This window comes from Kitasatospora sp. CB01950 (assembly GCF_001905465.1).
Classification (GTDB): domain Bacteria; phylum Actinomycetota; class Actinomycetes; order Streptomycetales; family Streptomycetaceae; genus Kitasatospora.
Genome location: NZ_LISX01000002.1, coordinates 649,205 through 665,379, shown reverse-complemented (window position 1 = coordinate 665,379; position 16,175 = coordinate 649,205). Strand labels below are relative to the sequence as shown.

14 protein-coding genes are annotated in these 16,175 nt (G+C 72.7%); 5 read left to right on the top strand and 9 right to left on the bottom strand.

The window, feature by feature from the left end; translation table 11 throughout:
• Positions 1-17 precede the first annotated feature (17 nt).
• From AMK19_RS07800 to AMK19_RS07775, 6 genes are all read right to left on the bottom strand, one after another.
• Complete coding sequence (locus AMK19_RS07800) at positions 18-200, bottom strand: hypothetical protein (protein WP_073809178.1); 183 nt, start codon at positions 198-200, stop codon at positions 18-20.
• 189 nt (positions 201-389) lie between these two features.
• Positions 390-1,613 (bottom strand): fumarylacetoacetase, encoded by a 1,224-nt coding sequence (fahA, locus tag AMK19_RS07795; RefSeq protein WP_073809176.1) that lies wholly within the window; start codon positions 1,611-1,613, stop codon positions 390-392.
• Positions 1,610-2,419, bottom strand: coding sequence for a hypothetical protein (locus AMK19_RS07790; RefSeq protein WP_241844290.1), 810 nt, complete (start codon positions 2,417-2,419; stop codon positions 1,610-1,612). Before AMK19_RS07790 ends, fahA begins: the two co-directional genes overlap by 4 nt.
• Positions 2,401-3,585: a homogentisate 1,2-dioxygenase gene (locus AMK19_RS07785; protein ID WP_073809175.1), complete on the bottom strand. Its 1,185-nt coding sequence runs from the start codon at positions 3,583-3,585 to the stop codon at positions 2,401-2,403. Before AMK19_RS07785 ends, AMK19_RS07790 begins: the two co-directional genes overlap by 19 nt.
• Before the next feature lie 41 nt (positions 3,586-3,626).
• Positions 3,627-4,838: a 4-hydroxyphenylpyruvate dioxygenase gene (hppD, locus tag AMK19_RS07780; protein WP_073809173.1), complete on the bottom strand. Its 1,212-nt coding sequence runs from the start codon at positions 4,836-4,838 to the stop codon at positions 3,627-3,629.
• 133 nt (positions 4,839-4,971) lie between these two features.
• A complete protein-coding gene (locus AMK19_RS07775; RefSeq protein WP_073809172.1) occupies positions 4,972-6,279 on the bottom strand; it encodes a phosphoribosyltransferase family protein in 1,308 nt (435 codons plus the stop codon).
• Positions 6,280-6,466: 187 nt separating this feature from the next.
• Here AMK19_RS07775 and AMK19_RS07770 point away from each other — a divergent pair, with 187 nt between their 5' ends.
• Complete coding sequence (locus AMK19_RS07770; RefSeq protein WP_073809680.1) at positions 6,467-6,919, top strand: SPW repeat protein; 453 nt, start codon at positions 6,467-6,469, stop codon at positions 6,917-6,919.
• An 80-nt stretch (positions 6,920-6,999) separates the two neighbouring features.
• Here AMK19_RS07770 and AMK19_RS07765 read toward each other — a convergent pair whose 3' ends face one another.
• Both AMK19_RS07765 and AMK19_RS07760 read right to left on the bottom strand, forming a co-directional pair.
• Positions 7,000-8,415 carry a class II fumarate hydratase gene (locus AMK19_RS07765; RefSeq protein WP_073809170.1) on the bottom strand — a complete coding sequence of 472 codons (1,416 nt, stop codon included), beginning with the start codon at positions 8,413-8,415 and terminating at the stop codon, positions 7,000-7,002.
• A gap of 198 nt (positions 8,416-8,613) precedes the next feature.
• Positions 8,614-9,609, bottom strand: coding sequence for a chitinase (locus AMK19_RS07760; RefSeq protein ID WP_073809169.1), 996 nt, complete (start codon positions 9,607-9,609; stop codon positions 8,614-8,616).
• Positions 9,610-9,789: 180 nt separating this feature from the next.
• On the opposite strand from AMK19_RS07760, the gene AMK19_RS07755 reads away from it, so the two are divergent.
• The 4 genes from AMK19_RS07755 to AMK19_RS07740 all read left to right on the top strand — a co-directional run bounded on the left by AMK19_RS07755 (position 9,790) and on the right by AMK19_RS07740 (position 13,766).
• Positions 9,790-10,992 carry an acyl-CoA dehydrogenase family protein gene (locus tag AMK19_RS07755; RefSeq protein ID WP_073809168.1) on the top strand — a complete coding sequence of 401 codons (1,203 nt, stop codon included), beginning with the start codon at positions 9,790-9,792 and terminating at the stop codon, positions 10,990-10,992.
• 49 nt (positions 10,993-11,041) lie between these two features.
• Complete coding sequence (locus AMK19_RS07750; protein ID WP_073809166.1) at positions 11,042-11,401, top strand: hypothetical protein; 360 nt, start codon at positions 11,042-11,044, stop codon at positions 11,399-11,401.
• Positions 11,402-11,980: 579 nt separating this feature from the next.
• Positions 11,981-12,436, top strand: a complete 456-nt coding sequence (locus AMK19_RS07745) for a hypothetical protein (RefSeq protein ID WP_073809164.1) — start codon at positions 11,981-11,983, stop codon at positions 12,434-12,436.
• A 70-nt stretch (positions 12,437-12,506) separates the two neighbouring features.
• A complete protein-coding gene (locus AMK19_RS07740) occupies positions 12,507-13,766 on the top strand; it encodes a multidrug effflux MFS transporter (protein ID WP_073809163.1) in 1,260 nt (419 codons plus the stop codon).
• Positions 13,767-13,845: 79 nt separating this feature from the next.
• Here AMK19_RS07740 and AMK19_RS07735 read toward each other — a convergent pair whose 3' ends face one another.
• Positions 13,846-15,894, bottom strand: coding sequence for a glycosyl hydrolase family 18 protein (locus AMK19_RS07735; protein WP_073809161.1), 2,049 nt, complete (start codon positions 15,892-15,894; stop codon positions 13,846-13,848).
• Positions 15,895-16,175 lie beyond the last annotated feature (281 nt).

The window sequence follows — 16,175 nt, the reverse complement described above, 5'->3', positions numbered from 1 at the left end:
CGGTCGGGCGGGCGGGGTCAGCAGGGATGCAGCGGCGTGGCCAGCAGGACCGGGCCGGTGGGGGCGGCCGGGCGGGAGGCGAAGCCGCACAGCTTCACGGGGTGCGGGGTGAGCGGGAACGCCTGGGCCTGCGGGACGGGCATCAGCAGGTTGGCGGCGGCGAGCGCGGCTCCGCAGACCAGGGTGCGCAGCTTCATCATGGGGTCCTCCGGGCAGCGAGTCGTCCGCGAACGGCCGCGGCCCGGCCTGCTGGAAGGGCCGCGTGATGTCGCGTCAACTTCTAGCGGCGGACGGGTTTGGAGCCCCGCAACCTCACCCGAACAGCGGCGAGCTGCGGGCGCGCCGTTGACGCGCGCACCCGCAGCTCGCAGCCGGGACGAACAGGCAGGTCAGCCGACGATCCGTCCGGTGACCTCGCCGAAGCCGACCCGCAGCCCCCCCGGGCCGGGGGCGGTGGCGCCGATGGTCACCTCGTCGCCGTCCTCCAGGAAGGTGCGCTCGGTGCCGTCGGGGAACTTCAGCGGGTGCTCGCCGTTCCAGGTCAGTTCGATGAGCGCGCCGCGGGTGTCCGGCTCGGGGCCGGACACCGTGCCGGAGGCGCACAGGTCGCCGGTGCGCAGGCTCGCGCCGTTCACGGTGAGGTGGGCCAGCTGCTGGGCGGCGGTCCAGTACATGGAGGCGAACGGCGGGCGGGAGACGGTGCGGCCGTTCAGCACGACCTCGATCGCCAGGTCCAGGCCCCAGGGCTCGGCGTCCCGGTCGTCCAGGTACGGCAGCGGCTCCACATCGCGGGCCGGCGGGGCGATCCGGGCGTGCTGGAGGGCGTCCAGCGGCACCACCCACGGGGAGAGGGAGGTGGCGAAGGACTTGCCGAGGAACGGGCCGAGCGGCACGTACTCCCAGGCCTGGATGTCGCGCGCCGACCAGTCGTTGAGCAGGCAGACGCCGAAGACGTGCTCGGCGAAGTCGGCGAGCGCCACCGGGCTGCCCATGGCGCTGGGCGTGCCGACGACGAACGCGACCTCGGCCTCGATGTCGAGACGGCGGCTCGGCCCGAACGTCGGCGCCGCGTCCGCGGGGGCCTTGCGCTGGCCGTGCGGGCGGGTCACCGGGGTGCCGGAGACCACGATGGTGCCGGAGCGGCCGTGGTAGCCGATCGGCAGGTGCTTCCAGTTCGGGGTGAGCGGCTCCGAACCCGGGCGGAAGATCTTGCCCAGGTTGGTGGCGTGGTGCTCGGAGGCGAAGAAGTCGACGTAGTCGGCGACCTCGAACGGCAGGTGCAGCTCGACGTCCGCCAGGTCGAGCAGGCAGGGCTCGACGGCCGCCCGGTGGGCGGCGTCGGTGAGCCACTCGGTGAGCGCGCCGCGCACCGCCTGCCAGGTCGGACGGCCCGCCGCCATCAGCGGGTTGAGCGTCTCGGCCGCGAGCAGGTCGAGCAGCTCGGACGGGGCGCCGGCCGCGCGGGCGGCCGCGCCGGCGTCCAGGACCTGCTCGCCGATCCGGACGCCGATCCGCCGACCCGGCCGGTCGGGGGCGGTGAACACGCCGTAGGGCAGGTTGTGCACGCCGAACGGCGAGTCCGCGGGCAGATCGAGCCAGGTGGTGGTGGTCACGAGTTCTCCAGGAGGCCGAGTCGGGCGAGGTCTTCCAACGGCTCGGCGATGCTACAGGTGCCGAAAGCGGTGAACGCGGAACGGATCCGGGCCCTCTGGTGCTCCGTCAACGACTGCACGGCGGTCGCAAGGCGGGCCCCGTCGCGCTCGGCGAGCAGCTCGGTGGCCTCCGCGCGGTCCGAACTCCCGGCCGCCAGCAGCACGTTCAGGAAACCGTGGTGCTCGTAGCCGGTGCCCAGGTCGGTGTGCCGGACGGCGTGGTGCAGGCCGGCCGTGCACTTGTACGGCAACTCGCGTTCGGCGCAAGCTACTTGGAACGCGGCGAGCTCGGCGACGCTCGGGAACGCCGCGAAACTCAGGCCGCCGGTACGGTACTTGGCGCGGTAGCGGGTGCCGGCCAGCGCGTCCAGCGCGTCCGGCGGATACGAGCGCGGCACCTCGACGGCCGCGGTGACGCCGTCCGGCAGCAGCGCGTCCAGCTCCGCGACCGTCGCCCGCACGTCCTCGCCGGCCACGTACTCGACGCCCGCCAGCGGCAGGCCGGACGCGGCCTTCAGGGCCTCCGCCAGCCGGCCGGTCGGCACCGTCACCACGACCGGGAACTCCGGTGCGGCGGCGGCCAGTTCGTCCAGCCTGTCGATCGGCGCGAGCAGCGGGCCGACCGCCGCCGCGTAGGCGGCGGCGCGGTGCGCCGCGTGCGCGGGGACGGCCTCGGCCAGCGGCAGGTCGCCGGGCGGGAAGACCGCCGCGTCGTCGAACAACCCCCGGTACAGCTCGGGTACGTTCATCACTTCGCCCAGGTCCACGCGTAGTTCGGGTCCTCGCTGGCGGTGGCGGCCTCGCCGAGCTCCAGCGGGCGGAAGGTGTCCACCATCACCGCCAGCTCGTCGAAGAACTCCACGCCGATCGAGCGCTCGTACGCGCCCGGCTGCGGGCCGTGGGTGTGGCCGCCGGGGTGCAGCGAGATCGACCCCTGTCCGATGCCGGAGCCCTTGCGGGCCTCGTAGTTGCCGCCGCAGTAGAACATCACCTCGTCGCTGTCCACGTTCGCGTGGTAGTACGGAACGGGGATCGACAGCGGGTGGTAGTCCACCTTGCGAGGCACGAAGTTGCAGATCACGAAGTTGTTGCCCTCGAACACCTGGTGCGCCGGCGGCGGCTGGTGCACCCGGCCGGTGATCGGTTCGAAGTCCGCGATGTTGAACGCGTACGGGTACAGGCAGCCGTCCCAGCCCACCACGTCGAACGGGTGGTTCGGCACGGTGTAGCGGGTGCCGACGACGCCGCCCGGGCCGCGGTGCTTGACCAGCACGTCCACCGCGCCGCCCTCGACCAGCAGCGGGCCCTCGGGGCCGCGCAGGTCGCGCTCGCAGTACGGGGCGTGCTCCAGCAGCTGGCCGTACTTGGAGAGGTAGCGGCGGGCCGGGGTGATGTGGCTGTTCGCCTCGACGCAGTAGGCGCGCAGCGGCTCGTCCCCGGTCGGCGCCCAGCGGTGCGTGGTCGCCCGGGGGATGATCACGTAGTCGCCCGGGCCGACCGTCAGGGCGCCGAACACCGTCTCCAGCACGGCGGTTCCCGACTCCACGTACACGCACTCGTCGCCCAGCCCGTTGCGGTACAGCTCGCTGGGCGCGCCGGCCGCGACGTAGGAGATCCGCACGTCCGCGTTGCCGAGCACCAGCCGGCGCCCGGTGACCGCGTCGACGGACTTCCACTCCTGGCCGGGGAACAGCTCGTGGAGCTTCAGGTGACGAGGGAGCAGCGGGAGGTTCGCGGTGGTGGACTGGTCCGGCAGCTCCCACACCGAGGCGGCCGTGACCGCCGACGGGATGTGCCGGTGGTACAGCAGCGAGGAGTCCGAGAAGAACCCCTCCTCGCCCATCAACTCCTCGTAGTAGAGGCCCCCTTCGGGGGTGCGGTGCTGGGTGTGCCGCTTGGGCGGCACCGAGCCCAGCTGCCGGTAGTACGCCATCGTCCCGCTTCTCCCTCGTCGCCGTGGTTGCCGACCGCCTGTCAGAGGTTGCCGCGCCGGTCCTGCTCGCGCTCGATCGCCTCGAAGAGCGCCTTGAAGTTGCCCTTGCCGAAGCCCAGCGAACCATGCCGCTCGATGAACTCGTAGAACACGGTCGGCCGGTCGCCGATCGGCTTGGTGAAGATCTGCAGCAGGTAGCCGTCCTCGTCGCGGTCGACCAGGATGCCGCGGGACTTCAGCTCCTCGATCGGGACCCGGACCTTGCCGATGCGCTCGCGCAGCTCCGGGTCGTCGTAGTACGAGTCCGGGGTGTTGAGGAACTCGACGCCGCGCGAACGCAGCACGTCGACGGTGGTGAGGATGTCGTTGGTGGCCAGCGCCATGTGCTGGCAGCCCGGGCCGGTGTAGAACTCCAGGTACTCGTCGATCTGCGACTTCTTCTTGGCGATCGCCGGCTCGTTCAGCGGGAACTTCACCCGGTGGTTGCCGCTGGCGACGACCTTCGACATCAGCGCCGAGTAGTCGGTGGCGATGTCGTCGCCGACGAACTCCGCCATGTTCACGAAGCCCATGACCCGGTTGTAGAACGACACCCACTCGTCCATCTTGCCGAGCTCGACGTTGCCCACCGCGTGGTCCAGCGCCTGGAACAGCCGCTTCGGCGCGCCCTCGGGGCGGACCACCATGGACTCCCTGGCGATGTAGCCCGGCAGGTACGGGCCGGTGTAGCGGGAGCGGTCGACCAGGGTGTGGCGGGTCTCGCCGTACGCGGCGATCGCGGCGCGGCGGACGGTGCCGTGCTCGTCGGAGACGTCGTTCGGCTCCTCCAGGACGGTGGCGCCCTGGGCGCGGGCGTGCTCGATGCACTTGTCCACGTCCGGGACCTCCATCGCCAGGTCGACGACGCCGTCGCCGTGGCGGCGGTGGTGGTCCAGCAGCGGGCTGTCCGGCAGCACACCGCCCTTGATCACGAAGCGGCAGGAACCGGAGCGCAGCACGAAGGCCTTGCGGTCGCGGCGGCCGGTCTCCGGGCCCGAGTAGGCGACCAGTTCCATGCCGAACACGGACTGGTAGAACTGGGCCGTCTGGGTCGCGTTGCCGACCACGAAGACGACCGCGTCCTGGGCGGTCACCGGGAACGGGTCGGTCGAGGCGTCGTACTCGACCAGGCCCACCAGAGTGCGCAGCTGCTCGGCCGTCAGTCCGGCCTCCAGCTCCTCGGGCGTCAGTTCAACAACGGCGTCGGCGGTCATCGGTGCATTCCTCCACGTCGAGTCGGTTGCGAGGAGCTTCCTCCTGCTCGATGGGGTGGGCAACAGGTCCGATTCCTGCTGCTCAATGTGTACAAGATGAGCATCCGGGGGCCGGACGGACTGGGCGGATTGCTCAGTGGCGCGCCCGATCGCCGCCCTGTCGACCCGCCGCCAGGTGCCGGGCGAACCACTGCGCGGCCAGGTCGGCGACCGCCTCCAACGCCCCGGGCTCCTCGAACAGGTGGCCCGCGCCGGGGACGATCTGCAGGGCGCTCTCGCACCGCAGTTCGGAACGGGCCTGCCGGTTCAGCTCCACCACCTCCTGGTCCGCGCCGCCCACGATCAGCAGCGTCGGCGCGGTCACCAGCGGCAGCCGGGCCCGCGCCAGGTCCGGACGCCCGCCCCGGGAGACGACCGCGCCCGGCTCGGCGTCCCGCTCGGCCGCCGCCCACAGCGCCGCGGCCGCGCCGGTGCTCGCCCCGAAGTAGCCGAACGGCAGGCCCGTCAGCGGCGGATGGCGGCGCACCGTGCGGGTCGCCTCCGAGAGGCGCCCGCCCAGCAGACCCGGGTCGAACACCTTCCGGCGGTCCTCCGCCTCGTGCGGCGTCAACAGGTCGAACAGCACGGTGGCCAGGCCCTCCCGGTGCAGCCGGGCGGCGACCCGCCGGTTGCGCGGGCTGCCCCGCCCGGAGCCGCTGCCGTGCGCGAACAGCACGACGCCGACCGGGTGTTCGGGCACCGCGATGGCCGCCGGGCCGGTCGGGAACGCCAACTCGTGCTCGCCGACCACGACCGGACGCGACCGGCCGGCCCGCTCCAGCGCCGTCAGCACCTCGGCGTCCTCGACCTGCCGGAAGTCCCGGTAGAACTCGCCGACGGCCAGGAACTGGGACGGGGTGTGCACCGCGACGAACGCGTCCGCCGCGCCGGCCAGCCGGGACGTCCAGTCGTACGGGGCGACCGGCACCGCCAGCACCACCCGGGCCGCGCCGCGCGCACGCACCAGCCGGCAGGCCGCCAGCGCCGTCGAACCCGTCGCCACCCCGTCGTCCACCACCACCACGGTGCGCCCCGCGAGCGGCACCGGCTCCCGGCCCTCGCGGTAGGCGGCCGCGCGGCGGGCCAGCTCGGCGCGCTCGTGGGCCTCCACCGCCGCGAACTGCTCGGGGGTGACGCCCGCCGCGTCCACCACCGTCTGGTTCACCACCCGGGTGCCGTCCTCGCCGACCGCGCCCATCGCGACCTCCGGCTGCCCCGGCACCCCCACCTTGCGGATCACGCACACGTCCAGCGGCGCGTCCAGTGCGGCCGCCACCTCCACGGCCACCGGCACCCCGCCCCGGGGCAGGGCCACCACGACGGCGTCCTGCGCGAGGGTTCCGGCCCCGGTGAGGGCGGCGGCGAGTCGGCGTCCCGCCTCGGTCCGGTCGGTGAAGTCCATGGGTGGGACCCCCTCTCCGTTCTCCACCGTACGCGCGGCGGGAGGGGGCGGAGAGGTCGGGCATGGCTGGACAGAGCGGGTGATAAGTAAAAAATAAGAACAAACCGGTAGGTAGCGTTATTTTCACCTCGGACCGGGTAGCGACCAAGTGGTTTCGCATTGGCCCTACTACGAGGAGGTGATCCAGGTGTCCACTCAGCTGCCGTCGGGCATGGAGCATCACCCGGACATTCTGGAGATGCGTGAACACGCCGAACGGGCGACGTCCACGACCGCGGGGCAGGGAACGGAAGCACTGGCGATCTGCGCCGGGCTGTTCCTCGCCATCTCGCCGTGGGTGGTCGGCTTCAGCGGCTTCACCGGCCTGGCCATCAGCAACCTGGTGCTCGGCATCGCCTACGCCGTCCTGATGGCGGGCTACGGCCCCGCGTGGGGTCGCACGCACGCCCGCGCCTGGGCCTGCGCCGCCATCGGCGCGTGGACGATCGTCGCGCCCTGGGCCGTCAACGGCGGAGCGCACATCCGCCGGACCATCCTGACCAACGTGATCACCGGCGGCGTCATGACGCTGCTGGCGCTGGCCGCGGTCGGCATGGTGTTCGCCGGAGCATCCGGCGTGGCCTCGCGACGACGCCACTGACCACGTCGCGCGAGACACAACCCCCCTCCGCCTCGGCCCCTCGGCCGGGGCGGACTGCCGTGCCCGCCGGGGCCGGTCGGTCAGGGCCGGTCGGCCGGGCGGGTCATCCGCAGCACGTCGAGGGCCTCGTCGAGCTGCGCCTCGGTGAGCAGGCCGCGGTCCAGGTAGCCGCGTTCGACCACGACCTGGCGGACGGTCTTGCGCTCGGCCAGCGACTGCTTGGCGACCTTCGCCGCCTCCTCGTAGCCGATGTACCGGTTGAGCGGCGTCACCACGGACGGGGAGGACTCGGCGTACTCGCGGGTGCGCTCCGCGTTCGCGGTGATGCCGTCGACGGTGCGGTCGGCCAGCAGCCGGGCCGCGTTCGCGAGCAGCCGGACCGACTCCAGCACGTTGCGGGCGATCACCGGGAGCATCACGTTCAGCTCGAAGTTGCCGCTCGCGCCGGCCACCGTGACGGTGGCGTCGTTGCCGATCACCTGCGCGGCGACCATCAGCACCACCTCGGGCAGCACCGGGTTGACCTTGCCCGGCATGATCGAGGAACCCGGCTGCAGGTCCGGCAGGTTGATCTCGCCCAGGCCGGTGCGCGGGCCCGAGCCCATCCAGCGCAGATCGTTGGCGATCTTGGTGAAGCCGACGGCCACCGTGCGCAGTTGGCCGCTCAGTTCGACCAGGCCGTCGCGCGCGCCCTGCGCCTCGAAGTGGTCGCGGGCCTCCGTCAGCGGCAGGCCGGTGGCCCGGGCGACCTCGGCGATCACTGCGGCGGAGAACCCGGGCGGGGTGTTGATGCCGGTGCCCACCGCCGTTCCGCCGAGCGGCAGTTCGGCCACCCGCGGCAGCGTGGAGGTCAGCCGCTCCACCCCGTGGCGGACCTGCGCCGCGTACCCGCCGAACTCCTGGCCGAGGGTGACGGGCGTGGCGTCCATCAGGTGCGTGCGGCCGGACTTCACCACCTCGGCGAACTCCTCGGCCTTCGCCCCCAGCGCCCCCGCCAGGTGCTCCAGCGCCGGGATCAGCTCGTGCGTCACCGCGCCGGTGGCCGCGATGTGGATCGAGGACGGGAACACGTCGTTCGACGACTGCGAGGCGTTGACCTGGTCGTTCGGGTGCACCGGGCGGCCCAGGCGCTCGCTCGCCAGGGTGGCGATCACCTCGTTGGCGTTCATGTTCGACGAGGTGCCGGAGCCGGTCTGGAACACGTCCACCGGGAACTCGTCGTCCCAGCGGCCCTCGGCGACCTCCTCCGCCGCCGAGCGGATCGCCGCCGCGACCGGCTCCTCCAGCACGCCCAGGCGCGCGTTCACCGTGGCCGCCGCCGCCTTGATCCGGGCCAGCGCCGCGATGTGGGCGCGCTCCAGGCGCTGCCCCGACACCGGGAAGTTCTCGACCGCGCGCTGCGTCTGCGCCTGCCACTTGGCCGCCGCCGGCACCCGCACCTCGCCCATCGAGTCGTGCTCGGTCCGCCAGCCCTGTTCGTTCCTGCTGTCCGCCATGGTGGGACACCTCCTCGACCCGTCAGCCTTCCACGGCCGCCGGGCATTCCCGCCGCGCCCCGGGCGCGTGTCGGCCCGCGCCGTTCCTCGCGGAGGTGCGGGCCGGTGGTACGGGCCGGTGGTGCGGGCCGGTGGTGCGGGCCGGTGGTGCGGGCCGGTGGTGCGGGCGGGCGGGCGGCGCGATGCTCCTGTGGATGGTCAGCCGTGGTACGAGGCGACGAGCTTCGTGAAGGCGTACGCGGACTGGCTGATCCCGCTGCAGGTGTCGCCCGCCGAGGTGCCGGACGGGCACGGGCGGTCGCGGTTGACCGCCCAGAAGGTGAACCGGGCCAGGTGGTGGGCCTTGGCGTAGTTCAGGATCGTGGTGAAGTCGGCGGTGGAGACCGTCTCGTCGGACTCGTCGGTCCTCCCGTTCATCGAGGAGATCCCGATGTGCCGGTAGGCCGTCGCCGAGTCGTAGCCGTAGGCGCTCGCCACCGCGTTCTTCAGGCCGTCGGCGGCCTGGGTGGAGACGGCGCCCATCGCGCCGCTGTGGCCGCCGAAGTCGAACGGCATGATCGTCCAGCCGTCCACCGCGAGGCCCGCGGCCGCGCCCTTCTTGATCAGGTCGGTGCCGTCGGAGTCCGGGCCGGTGGGGGTGGTGCCGAAGGTGACGTACACCTTCAGCGCCGGGTTGTTGGCCTTGACGGTCTTCAGCGCGCCGATCACCCGCTGGCGGACCGTCGCGTTGGCGGCCTCGGTGTTCTCGATGTCGATGTCGATCGCCTTCAACTTGTAGGCGTCGATGACCTTTTGATACGCGCCGGCCAGCGCGGCGGCCGAACTGCACTTCTCGCCGAGCTTGTTGCCGCTCCAGCCGCCGAAGGAGACCAGCACGTCGCCGCCGGCGTTCCGGATCGCGTCGATGGTGCTCTGGTCGCTGCCTCCGGTGAGCGCCCGGGAGCCGTCCCACTTCGGGTTGCAGCCGCCGTCGGAGAGCATGAACGCCAGGGTGAACTGGATGGCGCCGGTGGCCTGCATCACCTGCACCGGGTTCTGCGGACTGCCCCAACCCAGGTACTCGTAGGGGGCGTTGAGGCCGACCGGGTCCGGCGGGGCGGCCTGCCCGGCGGGGGCCAGGGCGAGTGCGCCGGCGGTCAGGGCGGCGGTGGCGGCGAGGGCGAGCAGCGGACGGGCGGGGGAGCGCTTGGCCATGGGTCACCGTTCCGGGAGTCGTGGACGCGGCCGCGCGGGGGCCCGACCGCTCAACTGTTAGGAAAGTTTCCTGACCTGAAAGGGAATCAGCTCGCTCCGGGCGCGTCAAGACTCCCGGCCGGGCGGGCGGCATACTCCTCGGTAGCCCCGTTCCCCGCAACCCTCCGAGGAGCCCGCCCGATGGCCACCGCCCCTGCCGCCTCCGCCGCCTCCGCCGGCCGACCCGACCCGCTCGACCTGCTCGGCGTCGACGAACTGCTCACCGAGGACGAGCGGTTGATCCGCGACACGGTCCGCGCCTTCACCGAACGGCACATCCGTCCGCACCTCGCCGACTGGTTCGAGGCCGGCACCTTCCCGGTCCGCGAGATCGCCCCCGAACTCGGAAAGCTCGGCGTCCTCGGCATGCACCTGGACGGCTACGGCTGCACCGGCTCCACCGCCACCGAGTACGGCGTCGCCTGCATGGAACTGGAGGCCGCCGACTCCGGGCTGCGCAGCTTCGTCTCGGTGCAGGGCTCGCTCGCCATGCGCTCCGTCCACGCCTTCGGCTCCGAGGAGCAGAAGCAGCGCTGGCTGCCCGAACTGGCCGCCGGACGGGCCGTCGGCTGCTTCGGCCTGACCGAGCCCGAGGTCGGGTCCGACCCGGCCGCGATGCGCACCCGGGCCCGGCGCGACGGCGGCGACTGGATCCTCGACGGCGCCAAGATGTGGATCACCAACGGCTCGGTCTCGGACGTCGCCGTGGTGTGGGCCGCCACCGAGGACGGCGTGCGCGGCTTCCTCGTCCCGCGCGGCACCCCCGGGTTCACCGCCCACGACATCCCCGGCAAGCTCTCCCTGCGCGCCTCCGTCACCAGCGAACTCGCCTTCGACGGCGTCCGGCTGCCCGCCGAGGCGATGCTGCCCGCGGCCCGCGGTCTGCGCGCCCCGCTGTCCTCGCTCGGCGAGGCCCGCTACGGCATCCTGTGGGGCACCGTCGGCGCCGCCCGCGACTGCTACCGGGCCGCCGTCGAGTACGCCCGCGACCGCGAACAGTTCGGCCGGCCCATCGGCGGCTTCCAGCTCACCCAGCAGAAGCTCGTCGACATGGCCCTCGAACTGGAGAAGGCCTACCTGGTCGCCGTCCGGATCGGCCGCCTCAAGGACGAGGGCCGTGCCCAGCCCGCCCACATCTCCTTCGGCAAGCTCAACAACGTCCGCACCGCGCTGGAGATCGCCCGCACCGCCCGCACCATCCTCGGCGCCAACGGCATCACCACCGCCTACCCCGTCCTGCGGCACGCCAACAACCTCGAGTCCGTCCTCACCTACGAGGGCACCTCCGAGATCCACACCCTGGTCCTCGGCGAGGCCATCACCGGCGAATCCGCCTACCGCTGACCGTAAAACCGCTGGCCGGGCCGCCCGCCGCCGCTCTACCGTCGTCCCCATGACGACGCGACAGCCCCCGACCACGACCACCCTCTGGCGCCCCACCGGCCCCGAGGAACTGGCCCTGGTCGCGGCCTCCGGCTGGCGCGCCTGGCCCCCGCGGCTGCCCGAGCAGCCGATCTTCTACCCCGTCCTGAACGAGGACTACGCGATCCGGATCGCCCGCGACTGGAACGTCCCCGCCGCCGGCGCCGGCTACGTCACCCGCTTCGAGGTCGACACCGAGTTCCTGAAGCGCTACCCCGTCCAGCAGGCCGGCGGCCGCACCATCCTCGAACTCTGGGTCCCCGCCGAGGAACTGACCGAGTTCAACCGGCACATCGTCGGCGGGGTCCAGGTGGTGCACGAGTTCCGCTGATCCCCCTCCGGGCGGGGCGGTACCTTCCGAGTGCGGCCCGGCACCCGGAAGGGGATCAGGATGACGCAGTGGAGTGACTGCACCACCGGCGAGCGCATCAAACTGCTGTGCGGACCGGACCTGACGGTGATACGCCCCGTTCGTTCACCGAAAGTACGCGCCCGGCCACAGTCGGTGCATGCTGATGCCCCGTCAAGGAACGCCCCGTCCACCGGGTGTGGCCACCCTGCGCCTGCGATGAGCTGGTGGCCAACGCCGTCGGGACCGGACGCCGGACGCACCGTCGGAGCGAGATCCGCCTGCAGCTCGACGAGGTGGCCGGGTTCGGGTGGAACCGCCTGGATCCCGGGCAGTACCGCGTCGCTGCTGAGCGGATCATGTCGGGAGCGCCCGCAGGAAGCCGGCCGGCGAGGACTTGACTCCCCCTTGCGGGTGGGGTGGGCTCCGCCGGAAGTCGGGGGTGGGGGGTGGGGGGTCAGCCTGGGGGACGACTCCGGTCGGTACCTGGTGCGCATGTCCGGGGCGTGGTGGCGGGGCCACCATGGAGTGGACGGTGAGCGGCGGGAGGGGCGGGCGGAGATGAGTGCGCGGCAGGCGACGGCGGTGGTGGCGGGCGGGGCGGCGGTGGCGGCGTTGCTGGTGATGGTCGCGCCCGCCGCGATCCAGGACGCGCAGGACCGGATGGACCAGACGCTGCGGTACCCGACGGGGGCGGCGGCCAAGGCGGGCGGGGCCGAGGTGCCGAACTGGCTGCCCGACACGGCGGTGCGGGTCGCGTTCCTGACGGGCGGCGAGAAGGGCGACCGGCTGATCCGGGCGACGCTGCCGGACCGTTCGCTGCCGGCCGGCTGCACCGCGGGCGGGCCGGTAGGGGCGGTGCACCTGCGGGCGCACTGGTTCCCGACGGACGTGCCGAAGAAGGCCGGCGCGCACTGCGGGCTGTACGACGTCGTGCTGATCGGCGACCAGCTGTACGGGTGGCAGGACGCGGCGGTGGTGGCCGGCGCCCGGCCCGGCGGAATGCCGCTGCACTGAACCCCGGTCTGTCGGGCGGCCGGGCGGATGCGATAGGACGGTGCGCATACCCGCCACCCCGAGGAGCACCATGCCAGGCCCGACCGTCGACGTCGACGGCGACCAGAACGTCCCCACCGCCCCCGGCCGATCCGACACCGCGAACAGCACGGCGCCGTTCGCGGCGGCCACCGTCGCCGTCCTGGGCAGCCTCGCCGCGCTCGGGCCGCTGACCACCGACCTGTACCTGCCCGCCCTGCCCGCGCTGACCGCCGACCTGCACTCCACCGCGCCCGCCGCCCAGTTGACGCTGACCGGCTCGCTGCTCGGCATAGCCTTCGGCCAGCTGCTGTTCGGCCCGCTCAGCGACCGGACCGGCCGGCGCCGCCCGCTGCTGGCCGGGCTCGCCCTCTACACCGCGGCGAGCGTGATGTGCGCCCTCGCCACCTCGATGCCGATGCTGGTGGCGGGCCGCGCGCTGCAGGGCGCGGCGGGCTCCGCGGGGCTGGTGATCGCCCGGGCGATCGTCCGCGACCGCCTCGAAGGCGTCCCGATGATACGTTTCCTCGCAACCATGGGCCTGATATCCGGCCTCGCCCCGATCCTGGCCCCCGTCGCCGGCGCCCAGCTGCTCCGGGTCACCGACTGGCGCGGCACCTTCGTCACCCTGGCGGTGCTCGGCGCGCTGCTCACCGTCGGCTCCGCGCTCGGCATCCGCGAGACCCTGCCGCCCGAACGCCGCCACGGCGACGGCCTCGGCAGCACCGTCCGCGCCATCGGCGGGCTGCTGGCCGACCGGCCGTTCCGCAGCTACCTGCTGACCAGCACCTTCGCGTTCGGCGCGCTGTTCGCGTACATCGCCGGCTCCTCGGTGGTGCTGCAGGACGTGTACCGGATCTCCCCGCAGACCTACAGCCTGGTGTTCGCCGTCAACTCGATCGTGCTGCTGGTCGTCACCCAGCTGAACGGGCGGGTGCTGGTGCAGCGCTTCCGCGGGCCGGTGCTGCTGGTCGCCGCGCTGGTGGTGGCGGTGGCGGCCGGCGCGGCGGTGGTGCTGTGCACGACCGTGTGGGACACCGGCCTGGCCGGGGTGTGGCCCGCGCTCGCCGTGCTGATGGGCACGATGGGCGTGATCCTGCCGAACGCCAACGGGCAGGCCCTCACCATGGCCCCGCACGCCGCCGGTTCGGCGTCCGCGCTGCTCGGCACCGGCACGTTCCTGTGCGGCGCGCTGGTCGCCCCGCTGAGCAGCATCGGCGGGCACCCGTCCGCGACCGCGCTCGGCGCGGTGGTGCTGGGCTGCTCGCTGCTGGCGCTGCTGACCGCCCTGCCGCTGTACCGGCGCGGCTGACGGACCCGCCGGAGGAACGACCGCGCCCGGCCGGTGGGGAGTCCCACCGACCGGGCGCGGCTCATTGCTCGACGGATCGTCAGGCGATGGAGAAGTCGTCGCCGTAGACCGCGCCCTGGCCGTACCAGCCGTGCAGGTAGACCGTGACGGTGCCGCTGGCGCCGGTGGTGAACGGGACGCTCACCTTGGTCCACGAGGTGCCGTTGGCCCAGGTGGAGGCGGTCGCGCCGCCGCTGACGCCGACGTACGAGTACGGGCCCTGGACCCAGGCGGTCAGGGTGTACGCGTGGTTCGGGGCGAGGGTGACGGTCTGGTCGCACTCGCCGGTGGCGCCGGCGGTCGGGGTGACCTGGAGCGCCTTGGAGCCGCCGTGGACGGGGCTGCCGACGACGGCCGCGCCGCTCTGGCAGGTCCACGGGGCGAGCGAGCCGGTCTCGAAGTCGCCGTTGACCAGGCCGCCGGTCGGGGTGGTGCCGGTGACGGTCAGCGCGTACGTCGCGGTGTGGGTCTTGCCCGCGCCGGTGCCGGTGACGGTCAGGGTGTAGGTGCCGGGGGCGGCCGCGGCGGTGGTGGAGACGTTCAGCGTGGCGGAGCCGCCCGCGGTGACGCTCGCCGGGTTGACGGTGGCGGTGACGCCGGCCGGGGCCCCGGAGACCGACAGGCCGACGGTCGCGGCGGCGCCGGAGGTGACGGCCGTGTTGATCGTGCCGGTGGCGGAGGAGCCGGCCTGCACGGTGCCCGCGGCGGGGGACAGCGAGACCGAGAAGTCGGAGGCGGTGGTGCCGCCGGTGACGGTCAGGGTGTACGTCGCCGAGTGGGTGCCGCTCGCGCCGGTGCCGGTCACGGTCAGCGGGTAGCTGCCGTTCGGCACGGCCGCGGTGGTGGTGACGTTCAGCGTGGCGGAGCCGCCCGCGGTGACGGTGGAGGCGCTCAGCGAGGCGGTGATGCCGGCCACCGGCACGGTGGACACCGACAGGTTGACGCTCTGCGCGGAGCCGGAGGTGACGGCCGTGTTGACGGTCGTCGACGCGGCGGAGCCCGCCGCGACCGAGCCGGAGGCCGGGTTCAGCGCCACCGAGAAGTCGTTCGCCGGGGTGGTCGAGCTGGTGAACTGCGAGAAGATGTGGCTGAAGTCCCACTTGTTCTGCGCGATGCCCGAGCAGTCGTCGCGGGCGCCGGTCCCGGGGCAGCCGCCGTTGTCACGCTGCAGCGCCCAGAAGGACAGCGTGTTGATGCCCTTGGAGACGGCCCAGTTGTAGACCGTGGTGGCGTTGGCGACGGTGAAGGTCTCGGCGGCGCCGAAGTCGTCGATGCCGGGCATCTCGATGATGCCGATCATGCCCCAGAGCTGGGCGGCGGTCTTCGTCGGGTACAGCTTCGCCAGCTGGTTGTACAGGCCCTGCGCGGAGGTCTGGGTGTCCGCGGCCATGTCGTGCGACTGGTTGTCGTAGTAGTCGAACGTCATCATGTTGACGACGTCGATGCGCGCGTTGTTGGTGACCGCGTTCTTCAGCACCGCGAGGCCGCTGGAGGCCAGGCCGGTGGTGGTGGTCGGCAGGGTGTAACTGAACTGGATGTTCCGGCCGTTGGCGGCCGCCCAGTCCTCGACGATCTTGATCGCCTTGTTGCGGCGGTCGATGCCCGCGGTGTTGGTCAGCGAGTTGTCCTCGATGTCCAGGTCGATCCGGGAGACGTCGTAGGTGGTGATGACGTTCTCGAACTGGGCGGCGATCTGGTTGACGTCCGTGCAGGAGTCGGCGATCTCGGTGCCCGTGTTGTCGGCGGTGTAGCCGCCGAAGGACGGGATCACGTCGCCGCCGTTGGCGCGGATGGTCGCGATGTCGGCGCCGAAGACCGAGTTGGACACCGGCATCGAGGTGTCGCCGTTCCACAGCGCGGTGCAGGAGCCCTTGGTGGCGGCCTGCAGGAACGCCATGGTGAGGTGCTTGACGCCGGACTGGGCGGCCAGCGCGGCCGGGCTCTCGCCCGTCCAGGACTCGAAGTACGGGGCGAAGACGTGCTGCGGCAGCGGGGTGGCGGCCTGCGCGGGGGCGGAGATCAGCCCCAGCGAGGCGGCCGCCATCGCGCCCGTGGCGAGCAGCGCTTGGAGTGGTCGGTGAAGGCGCATCGAGGCTCCATCAGGCATGGGAGGATGGCCTCGTGCCGCAGTTCGGGCACGGGGCAAGGGTCGGCCTGGTTCAGGGAGTGCCGGGGTGGTGCGGGGCGTACGAAGCCCCGGCCGGTGGTCACACCCCCACGATGCTTTCCGGTCGGGAAGAACAACGCTCCCATGGTTGGTCTGGACCACTCATCTGTCAAGACTCCTAACTGTCCGTCCCACCAGGTGTCCTGACATGCCGTCGGCCCCGCACCCGATGCCGAGGGGTGCGGGGCCGACGGGCGGTGCGG